The sequence below is a fragment of the Nostoc sp. TCL26-01 genome (assembly GCF_013393945.1).
Classification (GTDB): Bacteria; Cyanobacteriota; Cyanobacteriia; order Cyanobacteriales; family Nostocaceae; genus Trichormus.
The window spans coordinates 6,434,841-6,458,702 of the sequence record NZ_CP040297.1 but is presented as its reverse complement, the minus strand read 5'-3'; the positions used below and the strand labels follow the sequence as shown (position 1 = coordinate 6,458,702).

The 23,862-nt window shown below is 41.0% G+C and carries 20 protein-coding genes; 4 read left to right on the top strand and 16 right to left on the bottom strand.

Translation table 11 applies throughout. From position 1 onward, the window contains the following. Positions 1 to 63 precede the first annotated feature (63 nt). The 9 genes from ureG to FD725_RS27910 all read right to left on the bottom strand — a co-directional run bounded on the left by ureG (position 64) and on the right by FD725_RS27910 (position 8,959). A complete protein-coding gene (gene ureG, locus FD725_RS27950) occupies positions 64 to 660 on the bottom strand; it encodes an urease accessory protein UreG (RefSeq protein ID WP_179051133.1) in 597 nt (198 codons plus the stop codon). Then, positions 657 to 1,049, bottom strand: a complete 393-nt coding sequence (locus FD725_RS27945) for a hypothetical protein (RefSeq protein ID WP_256871799.1) — start codon at positions 1,047 to 1,049, stop codon at positions 657 to 659. The genes ureG and FD725_RS27945 overlap by 4 nt, the downstream gene beginning before the upstream one ends. A gap of 3 nt (positions 1,050 to 1,052) precedes the next feature. Beyond that, positions 1,053 to 2,807 carry an Hsp70 family protein gene (locus FD725_RS27940; protein ID WP_179051132.1) on the bottom strand — a complete coding sequence of 585 codons (1,755 nt, stop codon included), beginning with the start codon at positions 2,805 to 2,807 and terminating at the stop codon, positions 1,053 to 1,055. 155 nt (positions 2,808 to 2,962) lie between these two features. After that, positions 2,963 to 3,709: a nucleotide exchange factor GrpE gene (gene grpE, locus FD725_RS27935; RefSeq protein ID WP_179051131.1), complete on the bottom strand. Its 747-nt coding sequence runs from the start codon at positions 3,707 to 3,709 to the stop codon at positions 2,963 to 2,965. A gap of 126 nt (positions 3,710 to 3,835) precedes the next feature. Then, entirely contained in the window at positions 3,836 to 4,132 is a 297-nt protein-coding gene (locus FD725_RS27930) for a J domain-containing protein (protein ID WP_179051130.1), read from the bottom strand. A 172-nt stretch (positions 4,133 to 4,304) separates the two neighbouring features. Continuing rightward, positions 4,305 to 6,809, bottom strand: a complete 2,505-nt coding sequence (locus FD725_RS27925; protein WP_179051129.1) for a tetratricopeptide repeat protein — start codon at positions 6,807 to 6,809, stop codon at positions 4,305 to 4,307. 313 nt (positions 6,810 to 7,122) lie between these two features. Continuing rightward, positions 7,123 to 7,812 carry an urease accessory protein UreF gene (locus FD725_RS27920; RefSeq protein WP_179051128.1) on the bottom strand — a complete coding sequence of 230 codons (690 nt, stop codon included), beginning with the start codon at positions 7,810 to 7,812 and terminating at the stop codon, positions 7,123 to 7,125. Further along, entirely contained in the window at positions 7,790 to 8,233 is a 444-nt protein-coding gene (gene ureE / locus FD725_RS27915) for an urease accessory protein UreE (protein WP_179051127.1), read from the bottom strand. The genes FD725_RS27920 and ureE overlap by 23 nt, the downstream gene beginning before the upstream one ends. A 102-nt stretch (positions 8,234 to 8,335) precedes the next feature. Further along, positions 8,336 to 8,959 carry a 4Fe-4S single cluster domain-containing protein gene (locus tag FD725_RS27910; protein ID WP_179051126.1) on the bottom strand — a complete coding sequence of 208 codons (624 nt, stop codon included), beginning with the start codon at positions 8,957 to 8,959 and terminating at the stop codon, positions 8,336 to 8,338. 570 nt (positions 8,960 to 9,529) lie between these two features. On the opposite strand from FD725_RS27910, the gene FD725_RS27905 reads away from it, so the two are divergent. Further along, positions 9,530 to 14,563 (top strand): GAF domain-containing protein, encoded by a 5,034-nt coding sequence (locus FD725_RS27905; RefSeq protein ID WP_179051125.1) that lies wholly within the window; start codon positions 9,530 to 9,532, stop codon positions 14,561 to 14,563. A 27-nt stretch (positions 14,564 to 14,590) separates the two neighbouring features. Here the strand turns inward: FD725_RS27905 and FD725_RS27900 are convergent, their stop codons facing one another. Further along, on the bottom strand, positions 14,591 to 15,265 hold the full coding sequence (locus FD725_RS27900) for an HAD family phosphatase (protein WP_179051124.1): 675 nt from the start codon (positions 15,263 to 15,265) through the stop codon (positions 14,591 to 14,593). A gap of 216 nt (positions 15,266 to 15,481) precedes the next feature. On the opposite strand from FD725_RS27900, the gene FD725_RS27895 reads away from it, so the two are divergent. Beyond that, positions 15,482 to 16,261, top strand: coding sequence for a glucosamine-6-phosphate deaminase (locus tag FD725_RS27895; protein ID WP_179051123.1), 780 nt, complete (start codon positions 15,482 to 15,484; stop codon positions 16,259 to 16,261). 67 nt (positions 16,262 to 16,328) lie between these two features. Here the strand turns inward: FD725_RS27895 and FD725_RS27890 are convergent, their stop codons facing one another. Together FD725_RS27890 and FD725_RS27885 are read right to left on the bottom strand one after the other, a co-directional pair. Next, positions 16,329 to 16,505, bottom strand: coding sequence for a hypothetical protein (locus FD725_RS27890; protein WP_256871798.1), 177 nt, complete (start codon positions 16,503 to 16,505; stop codon positions 16,329 to 16,331). A 952-nt stretch (positions 16,506 to 17,457) separates the two neighbouring features. Next, positions 17,458 to 17,781, bottom strand: a complete 324-nt coding sequence (locus FD725_RS27885) for a hypothetical protein (protein WP_179051121.1) — start codon at positions 17,779 to 17,781, stop codon at positions 17,458 to 17,460. 511 nt (positions 17,782 to 18,292) lie between these two features. Here FD725_RS27885 and FD725_RS27880 point away from each other — a divergent pair. Further along, complete coding sequence (locus FD725_RS27880) at positions 18,293 to 18,556, top strand: DUF3146 family protein (protein WP_179051120.1); 264 nt, start codon at positions 18,293 to 18,295, stop codon at positions 18,554 to 18,556. 118 nt (positions 18,557 to 18,674) lie between these two features. On the opposite strand, the gene FD725_RS27875 is transcribed toward FD725_RS27880, so the two are convergent. The 4 genes from FD725_RS27875 to ntcA all read right to left on the bottom strand — a co-directional run bounded on the left by FD725_RS27875 (position 18,675) and on the right by ntcA (position 22,503). Next, on the bottom strand, positions 18,675 to 19,109 hold the full coding sequence (locus FD725_RS27875; protein ID WP_179051119.1) for a pre-16S rRNA-processing nuclease YqgF: 435 nt from the start codon (positions 19,107 to 19,109) through the stop codon (positions 18,675 to 18,677). 195 nt (positions 19,110 to 19,304) lie between these two features. After that, positions 19,305 to 20,009 carry a Uma2 family endonuclease gene (locus FD725_RS27870; protein ID WP_179051118.1) on the bottom strand — a complete coding sequence of 235 codons (705 nt, stop codon included), beginning with the start codon at positions 20,007 to 20,009 and terminating at the stop codon, positions 19,305 to 19,307. Between the two features lie 27 nt (positions 20,010 to 20,036). Next, positions 20,037 to 21,527, bottom strand: coding sequence for a DUF3084 domain-containing protein (locus tag FD725_RS27865; protein ID WP_179051117.1), 1,491 nt, complete (start codon positions 21,525 to 21,527; stop codon positions 20,037 to 20,039). Between the two features lie 304 nt (positions 21,528 to 21,831). Further along, the gene (gene ntcA / locus FD725_RS27860; protein ID WP_010998529.1) at positions 21,832 to 22,503 is read right to left on the bottom strand and encodes a global nitrogen regulator NtcA; all 672 of its coding nucleotides are present in this window, start codon (positions 22,501 to 22,503) and stop codon (positions 21,832 to 21,834) included. 563 nt (positions 22,504 to 23,066) lie between these two features. Here ntcA and fabI point away from each other — a divergent pair. Next, positions 23,067 to 23,843: an enoyl-ACP reductase FabI gene (fabI, locus tag FD725_RS27855; RefSeq protein ID WP_179051116.1), complete on the top strand. Its 777-nt coding sequence runs from the start codon at positions 23,067 to 23,069 to the stop codon at positions 23,841 to 23,843. The last annotated feature ends 19 nt before the right edge of the window (positions 23,844 to 23,862 follow it).

The window sequence follows — 23,862 nt, the reverse complement described above, 5'->3', positions numbered from 1 at the left end:
TTAATAACTGTTAGCGTAGCCCATGCCAACAAAAATCAAATAGGAATCCTATATTGAAGAATACTAACAAATATTTTTTTGAATAAATTCAATCACTTCTGTCAGTCCGGAGTGAGTTTTCAAATTAGTAAAGATAAAGGGTTTATCACGACGCATTTTTTGTGCGTCTGTGGCCATCACGCTTAAATCTGCACCGACGTATGGTGCTAAATCAGTTTTATTAATCACGAGCAAATCAGATTTAGTAATACCTGGGCCACCTTTACGGGGAATTTTATCACCGGCGGCTACATCAATCACATAAATTGTTAAATCCACCAATTCAGGACTAAAGGTAGCAGCTAAATTATCACCACCACTTTCTAAAAAGACTAAATCTAAGTTGCTAAATCGTTGTTCTAGTTGTTCAATTGCTGCCAAATTCATCGAAGCATCTTCTCGGATGGCAGTATGGGGACAACCGCCAGTCTCCACACCCAAAATGCGATCGCTACTTAAGGCTTGAGAGCGTACCAAAAATTGGGCATCTTCTTGAGTATAAATGTCATTTGTCACCACTGCCAACTGATAGCGATCGCGCAAGGCTTTACACAAAACATCAACTAAAGCCGTTTTCCCCGAACCCACGGGGCCAGCAACTCCTACTCGAAAAGCGTTCATAAATTTTTGGCTATGACATTGATCATTTGCAAACAATTATCAGCAATGGTATTCTGTGAGTCAAACTTCAGGGCTTGTTGCCAAGATGCGATCGCTTTGGCAAAATTTCCTTGTAATGCCCATAGTTTACCAGCCAAGGCATGAAAATCTGCATTGCTGTAATTCAACGCAATAGCTTGATTGTTAGATACGGCTGCTTCTAGGTAAAGCTTTTGTGACATTAACTGTAATGCTTGTTTGTGATACCAGATGGCATAGTTATGGAGACGTAACAAATCAGACAAGTCTGCTTTGCAGCGTCTGCAAGTTGGGGAGGGTTGAGGGGAAGATTTATTCTCTACTCCTCTTGTCGGCCGATATACCACACCACAAACCGGACATTTGATCATCTGTTATTCTGCCTCATTGTTACTGGCGTAGTAGAGAAAATCTTCTAGTTCTGCTTGTAACTGTGGTAGTTCGGGATCATTTTGAGCGATCGCATCTTCAATCTGGTCTAATATATCTTGTAATTCCTCTGCTTGTTCTGCATCTAAAGTTGTTTTTTGAGCGCGATTTAACAGTGCTGCTAATTCTGGCGGGATTTCCACTGCATCGCTACTATCTTCTGTGGAGATATCTATTGTTTCGTCACTTTCAAACAATGCCTCTAAATCTGCCCTAGCTTGCTTAAGTTCGTGGCTGGAAAGTTTTTGGATACCGGCGTTATTAACTACTAGCGTGCCTTGTTGCCCTTTGCCTTTTTCGGTGGTGGTGACAGTGAGAATACCATTCAGGTCAAAATCAAAGTGAACTTCGATTTGAATACCGCCTGCTGGTTTGGGTGGTAAGTCCTCCACTCGAAAGGAACCGAGAGGAACATTTTCTTCAGCGATCATATTTTCGCCTTGAAAAACTTCAATTTCTACTATTTCTTGCTCGTCAAACACAGTGGAATAAACATGAGAGCGAGAAACAGGGACAACGCTGTTGCGGGGAATAATCACACTAAAATACCCTGGCATAATCCCCATTGGTGTGTGTACAGCCGCAGCAATGCCAAGAGAATGGGGAATTACATCGACAAGAATGGCATCGACAGATTCTCCCACCAGTACCCCGGCTTGTAAAGCGGCTCCCAGTGCTACACAAAGGTCTGGTTGAATACCATCAGTGGGAGTTTGCCCCAAGTGTTCCTCAATCATTTGTTGCACTAGGGGAATACGTGTGGAACCACCAACGAGAATAATCCGATCAATCTCTTTTGGTGACAAATTGGCATCAGCGAGAGCGCGGTCAATGGCCTCTAAGGTTTGTGCTAATAGTGGGCGAATCAACTTTTCAAAATCTGTTCGGGCTATTTCTGTCTCCAGATGTAATGCAGTTTTGCCTTTACTCCCCAAAAAGGCTTCTCTAACTGTAGCAAAAGCATGAGAACTCAAGTCAATTTTCAACTGCTCGGCGGCTCGCAACAGACGCGCCTGGGTGGCAGCATCATCTGGCACATCTACACTATGTTGTTGGCGAAATAAATCTACCAGATGGAGTTGCAAAAGCCGATCAAAATCATCTCCACCCAAGCGATTATTTCCATGACTAGCCAATACTTCTGTGACTTCACCAGTAATTTCCACAACTGACACGTCAAAAGTACCACCACCTAAGTCATAAACTACAACCCGTTCTGTCTCTTCCGAGCGTAAATCATAAGCTAAAGCTGCTGCTGTTGGTTCATTGATAATTTGTAATACCTCCAAACCAGCGATCTCACCAGCAGTTTTAGTTGCTTGCCGTTGCGCGTCTGTAAAGTAGGCAGGAACTGTAATTACTGCCTGGGTAATTGTTTCGCCCAAAGCATTTTCAGCCCGTTGTTTCAAGGCGCGGAGAATAATTGCAGAAACTTCATGGGGTAAGTATTCTTTGTCTCCTAAAGTAGTTTTGTGATCAGTTCCCATCCAGCGCTTAATCGACTTCACTGTACGTTCGGGTGCGGCTGCATACTGACGCAGTGCTTCTCGTCCCACGAGTAGTTTTCCTGTATCGCTAAACCCTACACAGGAAGGTAAGATTAAATCACCATCTTCTCCTGGCAATACTCGTACCTGACCATTTTCAACGATCGCCACTTCGGAATTTGTTGTGCCTAAGTCAATCCCAATTGCTTTCATAAAATTTAATTCGCTACTATACAATGGGCAAATTTATTTTTCTTGAAGGTAATAACATGAATTGGCATAATTTCTCACCAGCCAGGGTTAGCAATATTTGCTAATAGAATCTCTTCATGTCGGTTTGGTTAATTCGTCATTCGTAATATTGCTGCTTAATCTGCCAATGTTCCTACAATCACTTGTGCTTCTCTTAAAACTTTATCACCCCATAAATAACCCCTGACTACTTCCTTAATCACCGTACTTTCTGCCACATCTGTTTTCGCTTCACGTCCTACAGCATACATTGTTTGGGCATCAAATAATTTGCCCTCAGCCACGATAGGAATAACACGTCTTTGGCGGAGTATTTCTAACAGCGATCGCCTAATTAACTCTACCCCTTGTTGATTGCTGGTGAAAATTTCTCTCAAAGATGTTTCTGAGAATGTAGATTGAGATTTCTTGCCAGAAAACCACTCTCCTAACTTTTCCCAAAAGCTTTTTTGGGCAATTGGTTGTGGGTTAGGAGTAACAGCTAATATCTCTAATTCTTCTTGCCAGTAACTACAAGCTTGATCTAAAGCATCGACAATACCTAACAATTCTTTTAAGAGTTTCTCTTGTTGTTGCTCAAATTGAGCTATTGTTTGTTTTTGGGTTGCTTCCAGATTTATTTCTAGCTTTTCTTGATCTAGACGAGAAACTTCTAAGGCTTGCACCAGAGTATCTTGAGTGGAACGCAATAATTTACCCTGTTGCTTGAGTTCATGACGTAGAGCAGTCCATTCTGCCACCATTTGATAAGGATCAAAAGGATTAGCCGATTCTGGTGGTTCACCCAAATATTCAGGAGATGCTTGTTCTGATTGTAAATAATCTAAAAATTGAGCGAATAAAGCTTCTTTGTCATTAGTCATTGGTTATTAGTCATTAGTTAGCGGTCATTAGGGGTGTAGGGGCGTAAGGGTGGTAAGAGTATAGAGGTGTAAACAGTGAACAGTGAATGTTTTAACTGGTAACTGATAACTGATAACTGTTCACTGTTAAAAGGTAGCTCGAATTAAATCATCTAGGCTCACTGCTAATTGAGCGATCGCTTTTTCTTCGACCTGTTTTAATATATCTAGATTCAGTTCTGCTTCCAGAGGGCGCATTTTTAAGAAATCTTCATTTTGAGTTGTGACTCCTTTGCGAATAGCCTCATAAGCTTCTCGAATTTCCTTAAATTCTTGGGGATAAGTATGGGCAGGAAATTCCCGTAGTTTGACATGATATGCTGCTTTAATTTGGGCGGGAGTTGCTTCTGGGGAAACTCCTAAACGGTCGTAGTGGGAAGTCATATAGGAATCCGACTTGATTATTGAAATTTCTTGCGTAGGCAGGTAACAGGTAACAGAAAAAGAAGTAATAGAGGTGTACTGAGTTTTTTATGCGTAAGCGCAGGCTACGCCAATAGAAATCAAATATGATTCCTATAAAAAGTTAGTGTTGAGTAATTACCTGCTGACTAGATTAAAACAATTCTGAAAAACCACGTTTATTTCTACCTTTGCTTTTTTTAGATTTAGAAGATAACTCTCTAAAGAAAGATTCTACATCTAGTTCATCTTCTTCCTCCTCATCATCATCTGAGAAATCAGGCATACTGTTTAACATCATCGCTTTTAGTTCTGGCAGCATTCTTGTAAACTCAGCTTGAGGAATTTTGTTGCCAAATAATTTTTGCAGCATTGATTCTAATAAATTATCCATATCTGACATATTCAGATTGTCAAATTTCTCTGGATCTGGCATGACACTTTGCGTTTCTCTGGCAGAAAGAAATGCTTGTTCTTCTCGAAATGCTTGTAATGCTTTGGCATCTTGTAAGCGACGAGCTAATTCAAATCCTGCTTGCTTGAGTTCTTCGTACTTGGGATGATTTATGGGGTAGGTGGTAGCTCTAGCTAATAACAGTAATGGGTTTTGAGGTTCTCGACGTAATGCTTCTTCTAGAGCCGGAATTAGTGTGGTAATCCAGCCAAAACGCCGCGCTTGCAGTTGAATGTTTGCTAGAGCATTGCCTGGTTGGGGCATGGATTGGAGGTAGAATAGTACAGGATACTCTAATTTTTGGGGACTGCTTTCTTTGACAGCTAAGACGACTATATGGGCAACTCTGGCTTCTGGGTGTTCGGTTGATAGGGGGGACAATTTTTGCAGATACTGACTGATTAATGCCGCGATGCCTTTTTCTCGTTTAGCAAACAGATGAATTGCCAGAGCGATCGCCTGCAATACTGGAATTTGTTCACCCCCAGATAATTTTTGCAGGAGAGTATCCCATTGTTGGGTAGCTGCTTTTTGGTCTAAGGAAACTCGACCACCGGAATTGGGCTGACTTTTGACTGCATTCACGAATATCTGACAAGCGCGGATGGCTGGATCTTGGGGATTTTCTGTCTGCACTAAACGACTAAATAAGCCATAACTTAATGTAGATAGTGCATCTATCCAAGGTAATACTTCTACTTCAGCTTCCACATTAAAGTCGCCAAAGTGTTTACCAAAGCGGCGACGGGCTTCAGTCAGTGCTTGTTTATCTCCTAGTTCTTCCCAAGAAGCCAGTAAGGCATTGTAAACTTCTTCATATCGACACCCCCCTTCAATGGCTTGGGTAATCAAGGCGATCGCTTGATCATAGTTTTCTTCCATAGCCGCAAATAAGCCTTTGCGTCCCAATACTTCTGGCGATGTGGGACAGATGCGTTCTGCTTGTTGCAATGCTCCTAAAGCGGTGCGTTCCCGATCTAGTGCCATGTAAGTATCTGCCATCCAGCAGTGGAGATGGGCTAAGGTTGGCTTTAAGCGTGTATCTGGCCATTCTTGGGGTTTTTGTTTGCCTTCCTGCTCCAGCCACCGCAAAAATTGAGTTAAAACCTTTTGACGTTCTTTCTGAGAATCATTAGCATCCAAAACTTCTAACAGATTGACTGCTAATTGGGGGTTGAAGGGTTTTTCGGTTAACAAAGGTTGCCAAAAGCGCTCTGCACATTCTGTTTGTCTTTGGGTCAGTGCTTGTTGACCAGCAAGGATGAACAAATCCTTCCGCAGAGTCTCTAGTTCTGGGAAGCGCGTTGAACGTGGTTCTCTTCTCAACCAGACATGGGCTGCATCATGATGATTACCTTCATTAATGAGTTGTACAATTGCTAGGGCTGATAGTGCGTCTTGAGTAGCGGGATCTTCTCGTTGCAGATTCCGGGGTTCTAGGGGTGGTTCTTTGGTCTTTGCCTGTTGCACATTAGCCAAGCGCTCTAAAATGGGATGTTCTAAATATTTGGGTTTGCTGAACATGGATCTAGATGATTGCAAACCCAACAAATTCGCCGCCACCTGCCAATTACCATTCATCTGCTGACCGTAAATAACCCAAGCAATTGGTAAATCTTCTGGTGTGATAGGACGCTTAATTTTGTAGAAAGATGTCAAAGCGGACATTGGTTGTCCATGTTTAAGAGCCAGTACTCCCCGTACCCAATGAAGTTGAGCAGCACTAAAGCGTTTGGATTGTTTGTCAATTAACTCCTCGACTTTGGCGATATCTCCTTTGAGCAATAGGAGTTTTAGATAACAGATGCTGTAATCTTTAATCAGAGTACCTGCCTCAAAAGCATCATGGATTAACTTCAGGGCAGCATCCAACTTATTTAATTCCAGCAGACATTTAGCTTGCCAATAGTGAACATCTCCCACTAAACCCAATTCTAGAGCGCGTCCAAAGGATTTTTCTGCTTGTTTAAAATCTTGCTTTTGCCATTCCTGCTGTCCCCGCAGCAACCAAATTTCTGCTTCTGGAGGCATAAATTCAATTTCCGGGTGCGATCGCTGGATTTTTTTAATTTCTTCCAAGGCTTGCCGATATTTTTTCTGCTTCAGCAATGCTTCTAGTTGCATCCTGAAGGAGTTTTCTGTCAACTCTGTTCCTGTGCTGGAAACTTGTGGTTGTGAGTGCTGTTTTGATTGATGTTTAGCCACTGGAGTTGCTTCCTGATTGTTTGCCGATATTCCCTCTTATAGAAAAGGGTGGCTTTAACTACTCTGTTAGTTTTAATATTAGTGTGGCAATGGGAGAAATTTTACAAGTCTGTGTAACGTTTTTTTTGCAAGTTATGCTGATCACTACAATAGGCATCGACCGAATTTAATTCTGCGTTGCCCGAAATCCTTGTAGAGACGTTGCACTGCAACGTCTCTACACTCATTTTCACCAGATGTCTAATAGCTAGAAATTTTGCCTTGAGTTAAAGAAGAATACATCCGTCAGCAATAGACTGACTCCTGACTCCTGTTAACTTCTAAACAACCTTGTATACTGGGTTTCATGCTGCATACTGGCTAAAGCCAAACCCCAACTACAAGAGGCAAGTTCATCATCTGGTAGAGTCAAAACTGCTTGAGTTGTGGTATTAATCAAAGGTTGCAGTTGCAGGAGTAATTCTTGCCCAGCTGTTTGTCCTAAAGGGATGAGTTTTACACCAGATGTAATTAAATTGGTTGCCCAACTGTGGAGATATCCTAGCAAGGCGACTGGTGTATTGATTTGCCAATGAGCAGTAGCAATCGCAAAAGCGATCGCATAATTACACCGATGACCCACAACTTCAGCTAAAGGTAGAGTTTGTGGTTGTATTTTACCAAGTAACTGCATGAGCGATCGCCCCATCTGCCAGCTAGAATTGCGTAATTCTTGGGTTTCTCTCGCCGCCGATAACCAGTGATTCCAGTAGCGTAATGCTGCCATATCACCGATGGTTGCGGCTTGATTAGCTCTAACTATGATTGCCGCTTCTGTGCGAATTGCCCCATAACTTAATTCTGCTTCTAACCAATGTTTCAGCGCTTCTTGATTGGTCACTGAACCGTTTTCTACTAAGGTTTCCAATCCTTCCGAATAGCTATAAGCTCCTACAGGTAAAGCAGAACTAGCTAGTTGTAATATATGCAGTAAATTAAGATCAGTGAGGGTGATGGTGTCCATAAGCGCCCAATTCTGGCTGAAATGGGGTAATTTCTTCTGTAATTGCTAATTCCATGTGTTCTAACATGGTGCGTAACACAGGATCAGGTGATAGGCGTAAATAGTTTGGCGTAATTTCTACAGGTACATGACGATTCCCTAGATGATAGGCTGCTCGCATTAATAAAAGTGGAGTTGGCGCAAATATCGTCATGACTGGTTCTGGTTTAGCCGCGATTCTGATGAAACTACCGTTGCTTTCATCTTGCAAGATATCACCCTCCCTAAGCATTGTCCCTCTGGGTAAACGCAAAAACACCACCCTACCATCTGCCATTTCAAAGCGGTGACGAGAGCGTGTCCGTTCTTCTGCGGTGAGTGCTAGCGTCAAAATGACGGTTAAATTAGGGTTTGGTGGTTGAATTTGCGTCAACGTGAGCATAATTACGGATAACTTATCTTTGAATTTATTTTACGTTGTGGCGATACCAACTGTAGAGACGTTGCAATGCAACGTCTCTACCCACGATACAATGCAACGAATTTATGTCAATTCCCACCAACCTTGATAACCAGTCACAATTCGGTTGCCATCTTTGAGAATATGCACTTCTATTTGGTCGCTAGCCCAAGTAATTTTATCGGCAAAAGCTGGGTTAAAGATATGGATTGTTTGATTTCTGGAAGAAACAGGGGAATCAGGTGCGTTAATCGCTAAAGATTCGACAAATGGCCCATCAATCAAGATATCTAGTTGTTCTAATAATGCTTGAGAACCTGGAGGGGCTGAGGCAGATTGTAGTTGCTTGAGAGTAAATCCTGTAAAAGACATAACATTTAAGCCAGCAGTTTTGAGCTGATGAGCTAGTTCTGCCAATGCGGGTGCTTGCCAAAAGGGTTCTCCACCAGAGAATGTTACACCTTGATTTTGCGGTTTGCTCAAAATGCGTTCGACGAGACTATCAACAGTAACCAATTCGTTGATTTCAAATGTCCACGAAGCAGGATTAAAACAGCCAGGACATTCACGGGGACAGCCTTGTACCCAAATGACAGCACGACAACCAGGGCCATTTACCTCTGACTCATCGATGTAACCCATAATGTTTAAATAGCCAGAGGGAATATCTGGGGGTGTTATGGATGGGTTATTTGACTGAGTTTCCATAATTTTCCTTCACTAGGAGTGTAAGGGTTTAAGGGTGTAAACAGTAAACAGTTATCAGTTATCAGTTACCAGTTAATAAACATTCACTGTTCACACCCCTACACCCGCCCCAACGGGGCTTAGTAAATTTATCTTTGCTCAAGACTAGTTGCTACGCTGCTATTGATGTGACGAAATAGCATCTAATTTAACAACCTAGAGAATGAGTTGTTCTTGCGCTATTTTTGATCTTGCTCCGGCTTGGCGATCGCTAAAATTTACTCTAAATTTAATGCTAGTCTGGGTTTACTAGGACAATCAACACTAAAATCTTTGCTCACCACTCATCAAATTCAGTGTTCTTGGTAATATATAGTATTTTTGTACTATCTCGACGGTTAGCAGTAGATGTTCATTCTTGTTGTCAGCAATTGCCAAAATAATTTTTGATTGTCAAAATATTACTAGCTAAGTTAAGTTGACATAGTTTTTTCTCAATTAAGTTAGATTTACCAATTTTACTTAGGTAATAACAGATTTTTATCAAGCTATTTGTTTTTTTGATTTTTTAATAGTAAATTGGTGTGTTTTATGAATTCCCCCCAAACAAATATTTTATTAATTGATAACCATTTAGAAAATAATAATTTTTTAATAGAATTTTTCCAGGGGACAAAATATTTTTTACAAAGGGTTGCTGCTGATAAAGCAGTAATCAATACTATCTACAAAAGTAGACCTGATTTGATTTTACTAGACGGTGCTATTTCTCCAAGTCAGGGACAAGAAATTTGCCAAAATTTAAAAGCCAATGCCCAAACTCAAGATATATCTATAATTTTACTAATTTTCAGAGAACAACTAGCTACGCAGTGGAAATATTTCCAATTAGGTGTTGCTGATTTTATTACCAAACCATTACAAAAAGAAGAATGTTTGTTAAGGATTCAGAATTATTTAGCAACACAAAATCTCTATAAAAACCTTGGGAAAAACAATTATCAATTAGCCATAATTACAGATAAAGAAAATCAGGATAAAGAGTTAGTTACCAATCATCAAACAGTAGGGTTTAATGCGGATATCAAAAATCTCATAATTGGAAATAATACAGATACTTTACTGACATATACATCCAGCCGATATAAAAGTATTAAATCCAAAAAACAGACAAAAAAAGATTCTCAATCTAGCACTATTAAGCTTTGTAATCATAATTTAGTTTTAACTAAACTAGCAAAAAATCAATTGTTATATCAAGATAATTTGAAAGCAGCTTTTATAGAAATTACAGTAGCTGGTGCAAAGAATCTGGGTGTAGAAAGAGCGAGTGTTTGGTTATATGACGAAACAGGTACAAAAATTCAGTGTATTGATTTGTTTGAAGATAGTCGCAATCAGCACAGTGAAGGATTAGTCTTATCAGTAGCAGAATATCCAGACTATTTTCAAGCTTTGCATCAAGATGAAGCGATCGCCGCAGAAGATGCCCACACAGACCCCAGGACTCAAGAATTTTCCCAAACTTATCTAGCAGAATTTAATATTAAATCCATGTTAGATACTCCTATTCGTCTAGGAGGTAAAACTGTTGGCGTTTTATGTTTGGAAGCGGTGGGATTAGCCCATTATTGGACACCGGAAGATCAAAATTTTGCTCGTTCTCTGAGCAATTTAGCATCCTTGGCATTAGAAGCACGAGAACGCCGATTAGCACAAGCAGCATTTCGGATTTCAGAACAAAAGTTAGCATCAGCTTTTCGCGCATCGCCTGACCCCATCGTCTTATGTACGTTCCCAGAAACACGTTATATCGAAGTTAACGATAGTTTTTGCCGCCTATTTGGATATTCTCGTTCGCAAGTGATTGGTAACACCGATAGAGAATTAAATATTTGGGTTAATCCTGAAGAATGTGTGTTTATTGGCCAAATTCTTCGACAAGCAAAAGTAATTCGTAACCACGAAGTTGATTTTCGGACTTGTGGTGGAGAAATTAAAACAGCACTATTTAGTGCGGAAATGATCGAAATCGATGGACAAAAATACGTTTTAGGTACAGCTAAAGATATCACAGAACGCAAGCAAGCAGAAACAGAAAGCCGTTTATTGCTATTAACAACGCAAGCGATCGCCCGTGCAGTTGATGTCAAAAGTGCTTTAACTTTAGTCTTGCGGTTGATTTGCCAAACTATTGGTTGGGATTTTGCTGAAGCATGGCTACCCAATGAACAAGGGAATATTTTAGAACATAGTTTAGTTTGTTACTGTGACGAAAGCAGTTTGGAGGAATTCTGCACTAAGAGTCAGAATATTACATTTGTTTCAGGTATAGGGCTGCCAGGAAGAGTTTGGCAAAGCAAACAACCAGAATGGCTAGAAGATGTATCTTTAGTTAAACAGCCATACTTTTTGCGATCGCGACAAGCAGCCAAGGTAGGTTTAAAAGCAGGTTTTGGTGTTCCTATTTTGGCAGAGCGAGAAGTATTAGCTGTGTTAGGTTTTTTTAAACGCACTCCAGTTCCACTAGATAGGCGTTTACTGATGCTTTTGGGGGCTGTAGCGACCCAATTAGGCGGATTAATTCAACGCAAACTTATAGAAGCTGCCCACAGAAACAGTGAAGAACGTTTACAACTAGCCTTAGAAGCCAGCGATCTAGGCTTGTGGGATTGGAATCTCTGCACAGGTAAAATATATCGGGACTGGCAATGGAAAAAAATGCTGGGCTACGGAGAAAATGAAATTGCGGAAAATCAACTAGCCAATCAAGAACTTCTACATCCCCAAGACCTTTTAGCTGTCAAGTCAGCTATTACAGATCATTTGCAAGGAATTACCCCTGTTTATGAGATGGAATTTAGGATGCGTTGTGCTTCTGGTGAATGGAAATGGATTCAGTCTCGTGGTCAGATTGTCGAACGCAATGAACAGGGCGTACCTTTACGGATGACAGGCACTCACAAAGATATCACAGAACGCAAAATTCTTGAAAAAGAACTGGAACTGCGGGAAGCTCGTCTCAAGGCTTTTTTTAGTGGTGCGCCTGTAGGCATGACTATTTTAGATAATCAACTGCGATTTGTGCAAATCAATGAGTTAATAGCAGATATTCATGGTCACCCGATTACAGAGCATATCGGCAAGACACTCCAGGAAATAGCCCCCCAAATCGCTCCTTTGGTTTTACCATTCTGCCAACAAGTACTTATAACTAATCAACCAATTCTCAATCTAGAACTCAGTATCCCGGCATCTGAGGAGCCGGATAGTTTACGTCACTTTTTAGTTTCTTATTTTCCCATTCCTGGGGAAAGGAATCGTCCCTCTGGTGTGGGTAAAGTGATGGTAGAAATTAGCGCCCGTAAACGCGCCCAAGAAGCCCTCAAAGAAAGTGCCGAACGAGAAAGAGCGATCGCTCAAGTAATTCAACGTATGCGCCAAACTCTAGATTTGGCAAAAATATTTACAGCGACGACAGAAGAATTACGTCAAGTACTCAATTGCGATCGTGTTGTCGTCTATCGTTTCCACCCTCAATGGAGTGGCGAATTTGTGGCCGAATCTGTAGAGACAGGTTGGATTTCCCTCATAGAAGAATATCAAAATGACCCACATTTAACACAGGGTACATTAAAAAGCGATCGCTGTAGTCTCAAAATGTTTCACCACGCAGGCAAACAATTACAAAAAAATTATCCACAATCTCCTGAAGGTACAAGTTTCCTATGTGTCCCTGACATCTACCAAGCCGGGTTTGATTCTTGTTACCTTAAATTCTTGGAGCGCCTACAAGCCAAAGCATACATCATTGTTCCGATTCTCTGTGGTGATCAACTTTGGGGATTATTGGCAAGTTACCAAAACTCTAGCCCCCGTCAGTGGAAAACTGGCGAAATCAATATTGTCGTGCAGATTGGCAACCAACTTGGTGTAGCCTTACAACAAGCACAATTGCTAGAACAAACACAACGACAGTCACAAGCACTACAAGCAGCCGTCATTGCCGCAGATGCAGCAAACAGCGCCAAAAGCGAATTCCTAGCCAACATGAGCCACGAATTGCGAACACCACTCAACGCCATACTAGGGTTCACGCAAATCATGAGCCAAGACAAAACACTCTCAGCCGAAAATCAACAGAACCTGAGCATCATCAACCGAGCAGGGGAACACCTGCTCAACCTGATCAATGACATCCTAGAAATGTCAAAAATCGAAGCAGGCAAAACCACACTCAATATCAACAACTTTGATTTAATGAGTCTGTTGGATAACCTGGAAGAAATGTTACTCAATCGAGCCACAGCCAAAGGATTACAACTGCAATTTATCTACGCCGCCAACCTACCCCAACACATCCAAACAGACGAAAACAAACTACGCCAAGTCCTACTCAACATCATCGGTAACGCTATCAAATTTACGGAAACAGGCACAGTCACATTGAGAGTCAGCCTGGAGAAAAGGGGACAAGGGGACAAGGAGACGAGGGGACAAGGGGACAAGGGGAGCCAGCACCGTGCGGGGGTTTCCCCCGTTGAGGTGACTGGCGTGACAAGGGGACAAGGGGAGAATACTTATATAGATTCTTTCCCCCCCTCTCCCCATCTCCCCCTCCCCCTCTCTCCCCCTTCCCCCTCCTCCCTCCTCTTCGAGATCCAAGACACCGGGATTGGCATTTTTCCTGCAGAACTTGATTTTTTGTTTGACGCTTTTGCCCAAACTGAAAGTGGACGTAAATCTCAACAGGGTACTGGGCTGGGTTTAGCTATTAGTCGTAAATATGTTGAATTGATGGGGGGTGTGATTTCTGTTTCTAGTACTGTCGGCGTTGGTAGTACTTTTCGCTTTTCTCTTCCTGTGGGTTTAGTTGCTGCTGCTGATGTTTCTGTTGCTTCTCATCCTTTGGCTGTGATTGGTTTAGCTCCTCATCAAGCTCAATACCGCATCTTGGTTGTTGATGATGTTGCTGATAGTCGCTTGTTGCTGGTGAAACTGCTTTCTTCTGTTGGCTTTTTTGTTCTCGAAGCTACCAATGGTGATGAGGCTGTTGCTCTCTGGCAACACTGGCATCCTCAGTTGATTTTTATGGATATGCGTATGCCTGTGATGGATGGTTATGCTGCTACTCGTTTGATTCGCTCTTTGGAGGTTGATTCTCACCTCCACACAGTTGCTGATACCCCTATTTTCCCTTCTGTTCACACTTTTATTATTGCTGTTACTGCTCATGCTTTTGCTGAACAACGCCAAGATATTCTTTTGGCTGGTTGTGATGATTTGATTTATAAGCCTTTTGCCAAAGAACAAATCTTAGAAAAGCTGAGTAAATACCTGGGTGTACAATATCTTTATCAAGAGGGAAGTTATCAACAAACAAAAAGTGAGGAAAAGTTTTTTGTTTCTGATGATGTACTACCTTTACTATCTCAAATGCCTAAAGAATGGCTGATAAAAGTATATAATGCTGCTGCCCAATGTAGCGATGACTTAGTTTTACCTTTGATTGAAGAAATAATACCTGAAAATACTACTTTAAAGGCGTATTTTTTAGATTTAGCTCATAATTTTCAGTTTGAAAAAATTATGGCAATAGTGAGTAGAGCAAAAGGTAATTCGTAATGAGCGTGGTTCATTACGAATTATGAATTACACTAAACTCAAATCTGCTTCTATGAGCGAATTGAGCAATGTCCATAATTGCAAATCGGTAAAATCGGGAATTACTAGAAATGCACCAACTGCTTGCAAAGCTTTAGGATCGTGAGTGGAGGCAATACCAATAGTCCGGATACCAGCACCCACTGCGGCACGAATTCCGGAAGGAGAATCTTCTAAGGCGATCGCTTCTTCAGGTTTAATCCCTAATTTTTGTAAAGCAACTTGATAAGGTGCAGGATCAGGTTTACCCGCTATGCAATCATCTGCTAAGACAATTTGCTGAAAAGTTTCTGTAATTCCCAAAACTTCCAGCATAAATTCGGCATTCAATGGCGGAGCATTTGTGACTAATGCACGGTTTAATTGATGTGTTTGTGTCCATTCTATTAATTCTGTAAATCCTGCTATTGGAGACAGGTTACTAGCTAGTTGGCGGAAAAGTGCTTCTTTTTCTTCTGCAAATTTCAACCCTTCTACTGTTGACAATTGAGGCAAAATATCACTAGTAATTTCTGGGTTTAATCGACCACTAATTCGTGACTTGTAAAATGTTTCATCCATTTCTATGCCATGTTTCCATAGCATTTGTTGCCAAGCTTGATAATGTATGGGGTCAGAGTTGACGATAGTACCGTCTAAATCAAAAAGAATCGCAGCAAGCATGATGTTTAGCTAAAATGTAAATAATTGTTAACTTTATTTACATAGTCTACATTGTTTTCGGTCTTTAGTCATAGCTGCTAACTTAGAAAAGGGAATCAAATATCATCTGAAGAGTGCTGACGTGAAAGTCGGAGAGTGAAGAGTGCTGAGTGTAGTAAAACTCTTTACCTTTTCTTAAATTATCGCCACATTACTAACAATATTCTGTTGAAGCCAATGGTAGTTGCCACAAAATTTTTTCATGTTGATCATCTGTCGGTACAAATATACAAATCTGAGGCTGAAATGGCTTTAGATGTTGCAGTGATAGTGGGCAAGTATTTACAGTCTGTGCTACAACAACAAGACACAGCAGCCATCTTATTAGCAACAGGAAATTCCCAACTCAAATTTCTGGATGCGTTGATTGCTTTGGGTGATGTAGATTGGTCAAAAATTACGTTATTTCATTTAGATGAATATTTGGGAATTACAGCTGATCATCCAGCTAGCTTTCGCCGCTATTTGCGAGAACGTGTAGAAAAGCGAGTAATGCCTCAGAAATTTCACTACATTGAAGGTGATACATTAGAACCGTTAGCAGAGTGCGATCGCTACACCAAACTTTTGCAAGCACAACCAATAGATTTATGTTGCTTAGGAGTTGGTGAAAATGGACACTTGGCTTTTAATGACCCTGCTGTCGCCAATTTTCACGATCCGCATAGCGTTAAACTAGTCAAACTTGACCAAGTTAACCGCCAACAACAAGTTAATACTGGTCAATTTCCTCATATCGATAGCGTCCCTCAGTATGCTTTTACTGTGACTATACCTTTGATTTGTTCCGCTAAAAAAATAATTTGTCTAGCACCAGAACAACGTAAAGCACAGGTAGTCAAGGAAATCTTACAAGCAACAGTCAGCATAAATTGCCCAGCTTCTATACTCCGCCAACAACCACAAGCAAATTTGTTTTTGGATCTTAATTCTGCTCAATTGCTATCGGGAAAGTAGTCGCGTGGCAAGTAGAAAAACGACTTAACTATTCACTACTCACCACTCCCAGCAAAACTTAGAAATCTTATGCTACAGACCAGCGAATCCAAGCGGAAACTGTATCTTCAACAACGAATTCGCGCTTGTGCGAATTCGTTGTTTCGGCTACTAATACTTTTAACGTCACTGTATGTACATTATTGATTAGGTAGTTTCCATAACCAACTACTTTCCCTAAATGCCCAGACTGTTGATTAAGCACGTAATCTCCCAGGGAGAACATATAAGTATCACAAAATTTATCAAGGAGTAAATCATACTAAGATTATTCTCAACAAGATATTTTTTAAAAACTTCATACTTTCAGATTGTTTTAATTGAGACTTTAGGAATATATTTACTTGGCTCTTTTTCTAACTTTAGATATAGGAATATTAAATATTTTTATACTCCTAACTTGCACCTAGCCTCAGCAATTAGAAATCGCGGCTATACAAACAAAGTTCCTGACGCTCGCAAGCTCGCTACCGCCAGTTCCCTACGGCGGGAAACCCGCCTACAGGACTGGTCTCACCGCCTACGCGGACTAACGCAACATCAAGCATTTGAAACCCGCGCAGGCGGGTTTTGCCTGTGTAGCCGCGACTTCTAGTCGCTTGGTGCAAGATATGAGTATATAGCGCTTCTCAATCGAGTCCAATACAGACCTAACCCCCAACCCCTTCCCTACAAGGGAAGGGCAGGGTGGTTTCATACGAAAAAAGAAAAATACATACATCTTGATTTGTCGCTTTGTAGCAGAAGTTTTGACCCCTCTCCAAACCTCTCCCCCACGGGGGGAGAGGCTTTGAAACAAAGTTTTGTTTTTTCTCTGTTTGTATGAAACCACCCTGCTTCCCTACAAGGGAAGGGGAGCAAGATTCAAAGCCTCTCTCCTTGTAGGAGAGAGGTCAGAGCGTATTGCATACAAACGAGAACCGCTATATTAAAAATAAATACCTACATCTGAAAAGATGCAGGTATAAATATAAACTCTCCGAAGAAACCTAAGTTAATCGGACTGATACAATGTCAAAGGTTTGTCATGCTTTACAGCTCGTATTCCCAAGCCCACAAAAGTTTGCTAAAGTCAAGCAGATTGCACTAGTTTGCTAGCCTGGAAAATCCTGACACAGAACTAGCCGAAAAACGTTGATTTTGACTGTTGATTGTTCTCATCGATTGAGTACTGGCACTTTTTTCTTTTTCATAATTTCCAGATATTCATTACGAGTTCCATCTACTCGATAATGGTCACAGATTTGACAGAGTTTCAGCAGATCCAATCGACTGAATATTTTTTGATGTTCAATTTCGTTATCATTTCTCCAACGCCAAAAAGTAGTTCGATCAATACGGCGATCGCACTCAGGCCATCTTCGTCTAGATAAAAAATCTACGACTTCTTCTTCGTAAAATGAGTAGCCTTTTGGCAACTTGAGGAGTTCTTCTTTTAAATGAATAATCGGTATGAGTGGATCTACATCAGATAGTCTCATGCCAGCAAGCCCTTATAGTCTTGTGTACATTCAAGTAAACAGAAGGCTTCATGCAAAACGGTATCATCGATAATTTAGATTTTATACTGTACGGTTAATAGAAAAGGAAACAACAAAGCAGTTAGGGTAATTATTCAATGATTTTCCCTGATTCAGTGTTTGCTCCTCTATTAAACAAACAGCATTAAGCTAAAGTACTGTTGGTAGAATAAACTAAATTTATACTTAATCGCAATCTATATGCAACAGACTTTATCCTAAACAATTATTTATTTTATACATAAAAATACTACTTATTTACAAATTGTACATATGGTATTGTTATTTACATTTAACAAGTACTTTAATGAAATTAAACTAAACCGTTTAGTATTAAGCTTTGATGTAAGCAAATGATGACTTTTGAGGACAACAAATACTTATTTTGTCAGTTTGTCGATTTAACAGAAGTTTGGTAAATAAAAGATAGCTTACATAGTTAGCTTTTGCTCCATATTTAACACCAAGCATTGTGAGTGCTAAACGTCTGCCGGAAACTACTGCTTACGTAAAAATTACACGCCAATCATGGCAACACGGCTTCTTGGAAGGTGAAGTGAGTGCTGGTGACTTTGAGTGGCATTTCCAATGGCACTTCCGTCGGGGAGAACTCCTAGTCAAACCTTCCCAAGGACGCGCCTTAATCAAAGAACCTTTAGGTCGTTTTTTGGAACAGCAAGATTATCAACTAGAACCAGGGGGGGATTATGCTTTTACCATTCGCGCACAGTTATGAAACAGGAGAGTGCTGAGTGAGGGAGTGAAGGAGTGAGGGAGTGCTGAGTAGAAGTCGGAAGTCGAATGACTAATGACCATTGACCATTGACCATTGACTAATGACTAATGACCATTGACTATTGACTAAGACGATTTAAATATCTTTCAATTAGGAGAATGGCGACGATATCATCTATGGGGCGTGGTGGCTGGCGCATACCTTGTGGTAGTAGCTTAGTTAGTCCTTGAGGGGGAAACATCTGCCAATAGCGATCGCGTGCTTCTAAGGTACTGTAGCGCTCGTCTACTAAAATCACATTTAAAGGCTCGACTAATTCTTCCTGTAGCTGTTGTTTCCAGCGTTTTGCTGTAGTTTGATTACCCATGACTAGTAAAGATATGGGAAACTGTTGTCTGAGGGTATCAATAGTGGCGATCGCTGCTGGAGAAGGGACGACTTGGTGGTAGCATAATTGCCGATCCAATCCCATCACTGCTAAACCACACTTATCTTTCCCCGGATCAAAGCCTAAAATAACTGGTTGTGTGGGCGAAAATTGGCTAAAGGACATAATAAATTAAGTAGGTCGGTGTAAATAATGGGGAATTGGGAATAGCTACTTTACTAACTACTATTGGATGACCTCGTTAGAGTTGTGAAACATGGTCAGTATCAAGTACCCATGTTGTCATCTGATTTTTACCCATGTAAATAGGCTCTTACGACGAAATACCTTTACCTAACAAAAGTTTGAGCCTGGGGTATTTCATAGTAAATTTGGGTCAATACCTTGTTGTTGTAATCTGGCTAAAAGTTCTTGAAGCTGTTGTTGAGTTTGTTCTAATTGTTGTTGCTGTTGTGCGTTTACCTCTTCAGGAGTTTGGTATCTGTTACCATCTTGGTCATACCAAAACAACCATTCTCGTGTTCTTCCTTGATAAGTACCCTGTTCTCGTCCGATACCTAAACCAATTTCCGGCATCCAAATTTTATCGCCGAGTTGTAAAATGTACTGACCTTCAATTAAGCGATAAACTTCTAAACGTTGACGCTTACGACGTAGCCGTGTAGGCGCATAAATGGCATAATATAAAATGCCTAATTGGGCATAATCTATTTTCTTTTGTTCATACTCGCCATTGTAAGTTTGAGAAATCACTTCTAAAGCTAAAATGGGTGCAATCCCTTCTTCTTCCCAAAAAACGTAACTAGAACGTCCATTTTCTCCAACAAAACGTTCAACACCCAAACTCAAAAATCCATCGGGGACAATAGCAGGTTGTAATGGTGTATGGTAAATCCCCATATTGATACCGAAAAACCAGTCATTACGGGTTTGCCAAATCGCAGCTAAGATGGCTAACAATAAATTGGGAATTAATATTTGCAGTTCGTTATCCACAGGAGTGTCATCAGAATCTGGTAGTTCCGCCGATGAAGGTAGGCATTCTAAAGGGTTGTAATTATACATAATACTTCGGTGGTTAACAGTTATTATTTAAGTACTAAAAATAATTTGCCCGTTTTGAATTGCTACTAATTTAACTCTTAAAGGCCCTGCGGTGTAAGTATCTTCGGTGGCGATCGCTTTTATTTCGATTGGTTGACTAACTTGTCCTAGTAAAGAGATAAAACGAACAAAAGCACCATCTATTTGCACACCTTCCACGATGCCGGCATTTCTCGCCCGAAATTGCGATGCGGAAATTAATAAATCTAGTCTTTGCCTGAGTTGATAGGATGTCATGGTTTTAGGATCAGCCGTAGTGGTGGCTAAAACCTCACCGCCAGAAAATACTAAGACATTTCTGGCTGTATCAGCGAAAAATTCTATTTGCTTTTCTCCCCTCACATAATTGCCAGCCGAGAATATTCTCACTACATATTCTCTACCATCATCAATTTGTTTAACTAGCTGGTCAACTCTATCTGGAGTCACACGTAGTAGTTCTGTTTCTGTAAAATTTGTTCCAGGTTCTGTTAATTCGATATTAGCGTTACGGTTGGCTTCTCGTAGTAGTTGTATGATTACCTGACGAGCTGCTGTAGCTTGGTTAACGCGAACTACACCACCGGCTAAAACTTGCCCACGCACTAATGCTAGTTTACCTAAACGTAAATCACGATATGACTGGTAATATTTTTCCAGTCTAGCTACTTCTTGTTCTAAATAATCTTGCTGTTTTTCTAATTCTTTGAGACGAGATTCTCTCTTAGCAATTACTTCTTCGCGGGCTGTAATTTCTACGTTGCGATTTTGGATGAGTTTATCGAGTTGGGAAATTTTGCGATCGCGTTGTTCTATAGTTTCTTGGCGATTAGCTAGTTCCCTATCGCGTTGTTCTATAGCTTTTTGGCGGTTAGCTAGTTCTCGATCCCGTTGTTCTATGGCTTTTTTGGCTTCTGCAAATAATTTTTGGCGTTCTGTCCTGAGTTGTTCAACTGCTGCTTGTAGGGCTTTTCTTTGATTGTAAACGCTTTGTAGTTCAGCGATCGCTCGCCTATATTGTGTGACTATTTGCCCAAGTTGTTTTTGTGTACGCTGGAATTGTGATTGGGTTTGTGCTAAGTCTTTTTGCGCTTTTAATTTTTCTTTTTTAGCTTCGTCTCGCTGAGTTTCTACCTGTTTTTTATCGTTTCTTGTAATCTCTAATTCTTGATTGGCTTTATTGCGCTCATTTTCTACCTGACTTTTTTGGGCTTCTGCGACTTTTAACTGTTCCCGCTTTTGTCTGAGGTCTTTTTGAATATCTTCTAACTCAAAAACCCCTTTGCGTAAGCCTTCGTCAGCAATAAACAAGATTGCCAGGGTTGTGGCTGAAATCAACCCACCAGTGAGAATAGTTACCAGTACAGCCGTATTTTTGGGGCGAAGCTTAAATAGAGAGAGGCGGGCTTTGCCAACTCTTGTGCCGATGCGATCGCCAACAGTGGCAATTACGCCTCCCAAAATTAGAATTGCTGCGATGAGGATGTACCCGGTGGTCATCTTCCGCTACCGAAATGCGTCCAGATACAGCCTACTACTTTCAATCATTATCTGTGGAGTATGGGAGGGTAACAATAGCCGAAATTACTCAAGATTTTAGATTTACTTCCAACTATGGGTGTTACTTAAAGAAATATAACACGAGCCACCCTTCCTCACTCCATCAGCTTTTAACAGTTATCAGTTATCAGTTATCAGTGAAGAGTGATGTATTTATCCTTGGCGAAACACCGCACCAATTAGTGGTAGGCGTTGGTGGTGGGTTTAAATCCCCCACCATACGCTGTGATAACTGTTCACTGATTTAAGTGAACTGCCGACTGAGAGTTACGGGTTTATGCACAGTGATTTTCTTTTTGTGGATAGAAATCATCTTCTTCTCACGCAAATCCCCTAATAACCGAGTAACGGTAACGCGAGTAGAACCGATGGCTTCAGCGATCGCTTGATGAGATAGCTTCAGATCAATGGTGATGCCATCAGCACAAGGCACACCAAAATCACGACAGAGAATCAACAGAAAACTCACCAACCTCGAACCCATATCCCGGTGAGCTAAGGTTTCAATCATCATCTCTGTTTGCAGAATCCGCGAAGATAGACCCCGCAGCATCAACATCGATAATTCTGGATTTTCCTTGAGTGCTTGCTCAACTTGTTCAATTGGTGCAGACAATAACTCTACAGGTGTAAATGCCACCGCATGATAAAACCGATCCGACTTGTTTCCTGTCAACAAAGACAACACACCAAAAACGCTATTTTCTCTCAGCAGTGCAACTGTAATTTCTTCTCCTGCCTCGTACACCCTGGAAAGTTTCACAGCGCCTTTCAAAAGAAAATAAACTCGTTCAGCTGGATCGCCAGGAAAAAAGATCGTTTTATTGCGTTCAAACGTTTCGACAACAGGCGGAAAAGCGCCGGTTGCCATCTGACGAAAAACATTTGCTAGGGCCTTATCTTGTGTCACGATCATCTCCCTTCCCCTACCCAATGCCGGAAAAACAAAAAATCAAAACTAATTACCTAAGAATACACCTGAAAAATCAATAAAGCACCGTTAACCTTTCTGTACTTTACTATACTCAAACATACAACTTTATAGTTATTTGTTCATAATGATACCCAATTTCTGCTATTTTTAGCTAGCTGTTCTTGATAGATACTTCTACTTCATGTAACCATCAGGTTTTTTGCATAAAAAATTAAGTAATCTTGAAAAAATCTTCAGCAATAACAGACATTTTTATTTGAGAAAACATTCTTACTAATAATCATTTTGACGAATCCTGTATAAAACAAAGACAAACGCACCCCAGATTCTAGTATGCTCCTAATGAAGGCATTTAGGGGATGGAGGCTAGAGGCTAGGGGCTAGAAAGGAGCAGAGGAGAATAAGAATTGCCACGGACAACTGACAACTCACTACTCAGCACTCAGCACGGGCTGCATCGCTCCGCTTTCGCTAACAGCACTCATTACTCATTCTCAGCACTCTTTACTAATGAATCTCTCACGTTAATTACATCAAAAGTTTTTATGCTGAATCTGACTGGAAAAAACGCCCTGGTTACAGGTATCGCCAATAATCGCTCTATTGCTTGGGGAATTGCCCAACAACTGCACGCTGCCGGAGCTAATCTTGGTATAACTTACCTACCAGATGAAAAAGGCAAAATGGAGAAGAAAGTTGCCGAACTAGTAGAACCACTCAACCCTAGTTTATTTCTTCCCTGTAATGTCCAAAACGACGAACAGATTCAGTCTACCTTTGAAACCATCCGTGATAAATGGGGTAGGGTAGATATTCTGATTCACTGTCTTGCTTTTGCTAACAAAGATGATTTGACAGGAGATTTTAGCCAAACTTCTCGCGCTGGTTTTGCCACTGCTTTAGAAATTAGTACCTATTCGTTGGTGCAGTTAAGTGGTGCAGCAAAACCTCTAATGACAGAAGGCGGTAGCATCATTACATTGACCTATTTAGGTGGTGTGAGAGCAGTGCCTAACTACAACGTTATGGGAGTTGCCAAAGCAGGATTAGAATCGAGTGTGCGTTATTTAGCATCAGAATTAGGCCCCCAAAATATTCGGGTAAATGCCATATCTGCCGGCCCCATCCGCACCTTAGCATCCAGCGCCGTTGGTGGCATTTTAGATATGATTCACCATGTAGAACAAGTAGCACCCCTGCGTCGTACTGTCACCCAGTTAGAAGTGGGCAATACTGCGGCATTCTTGGCCAGTGATTTAGCTAGCGGCATCACCGGACAAGTCCTGTACGTGGATGCAGGGTATGAAATCATGGGAATGTAATAGGATGAGGGGATGGGGA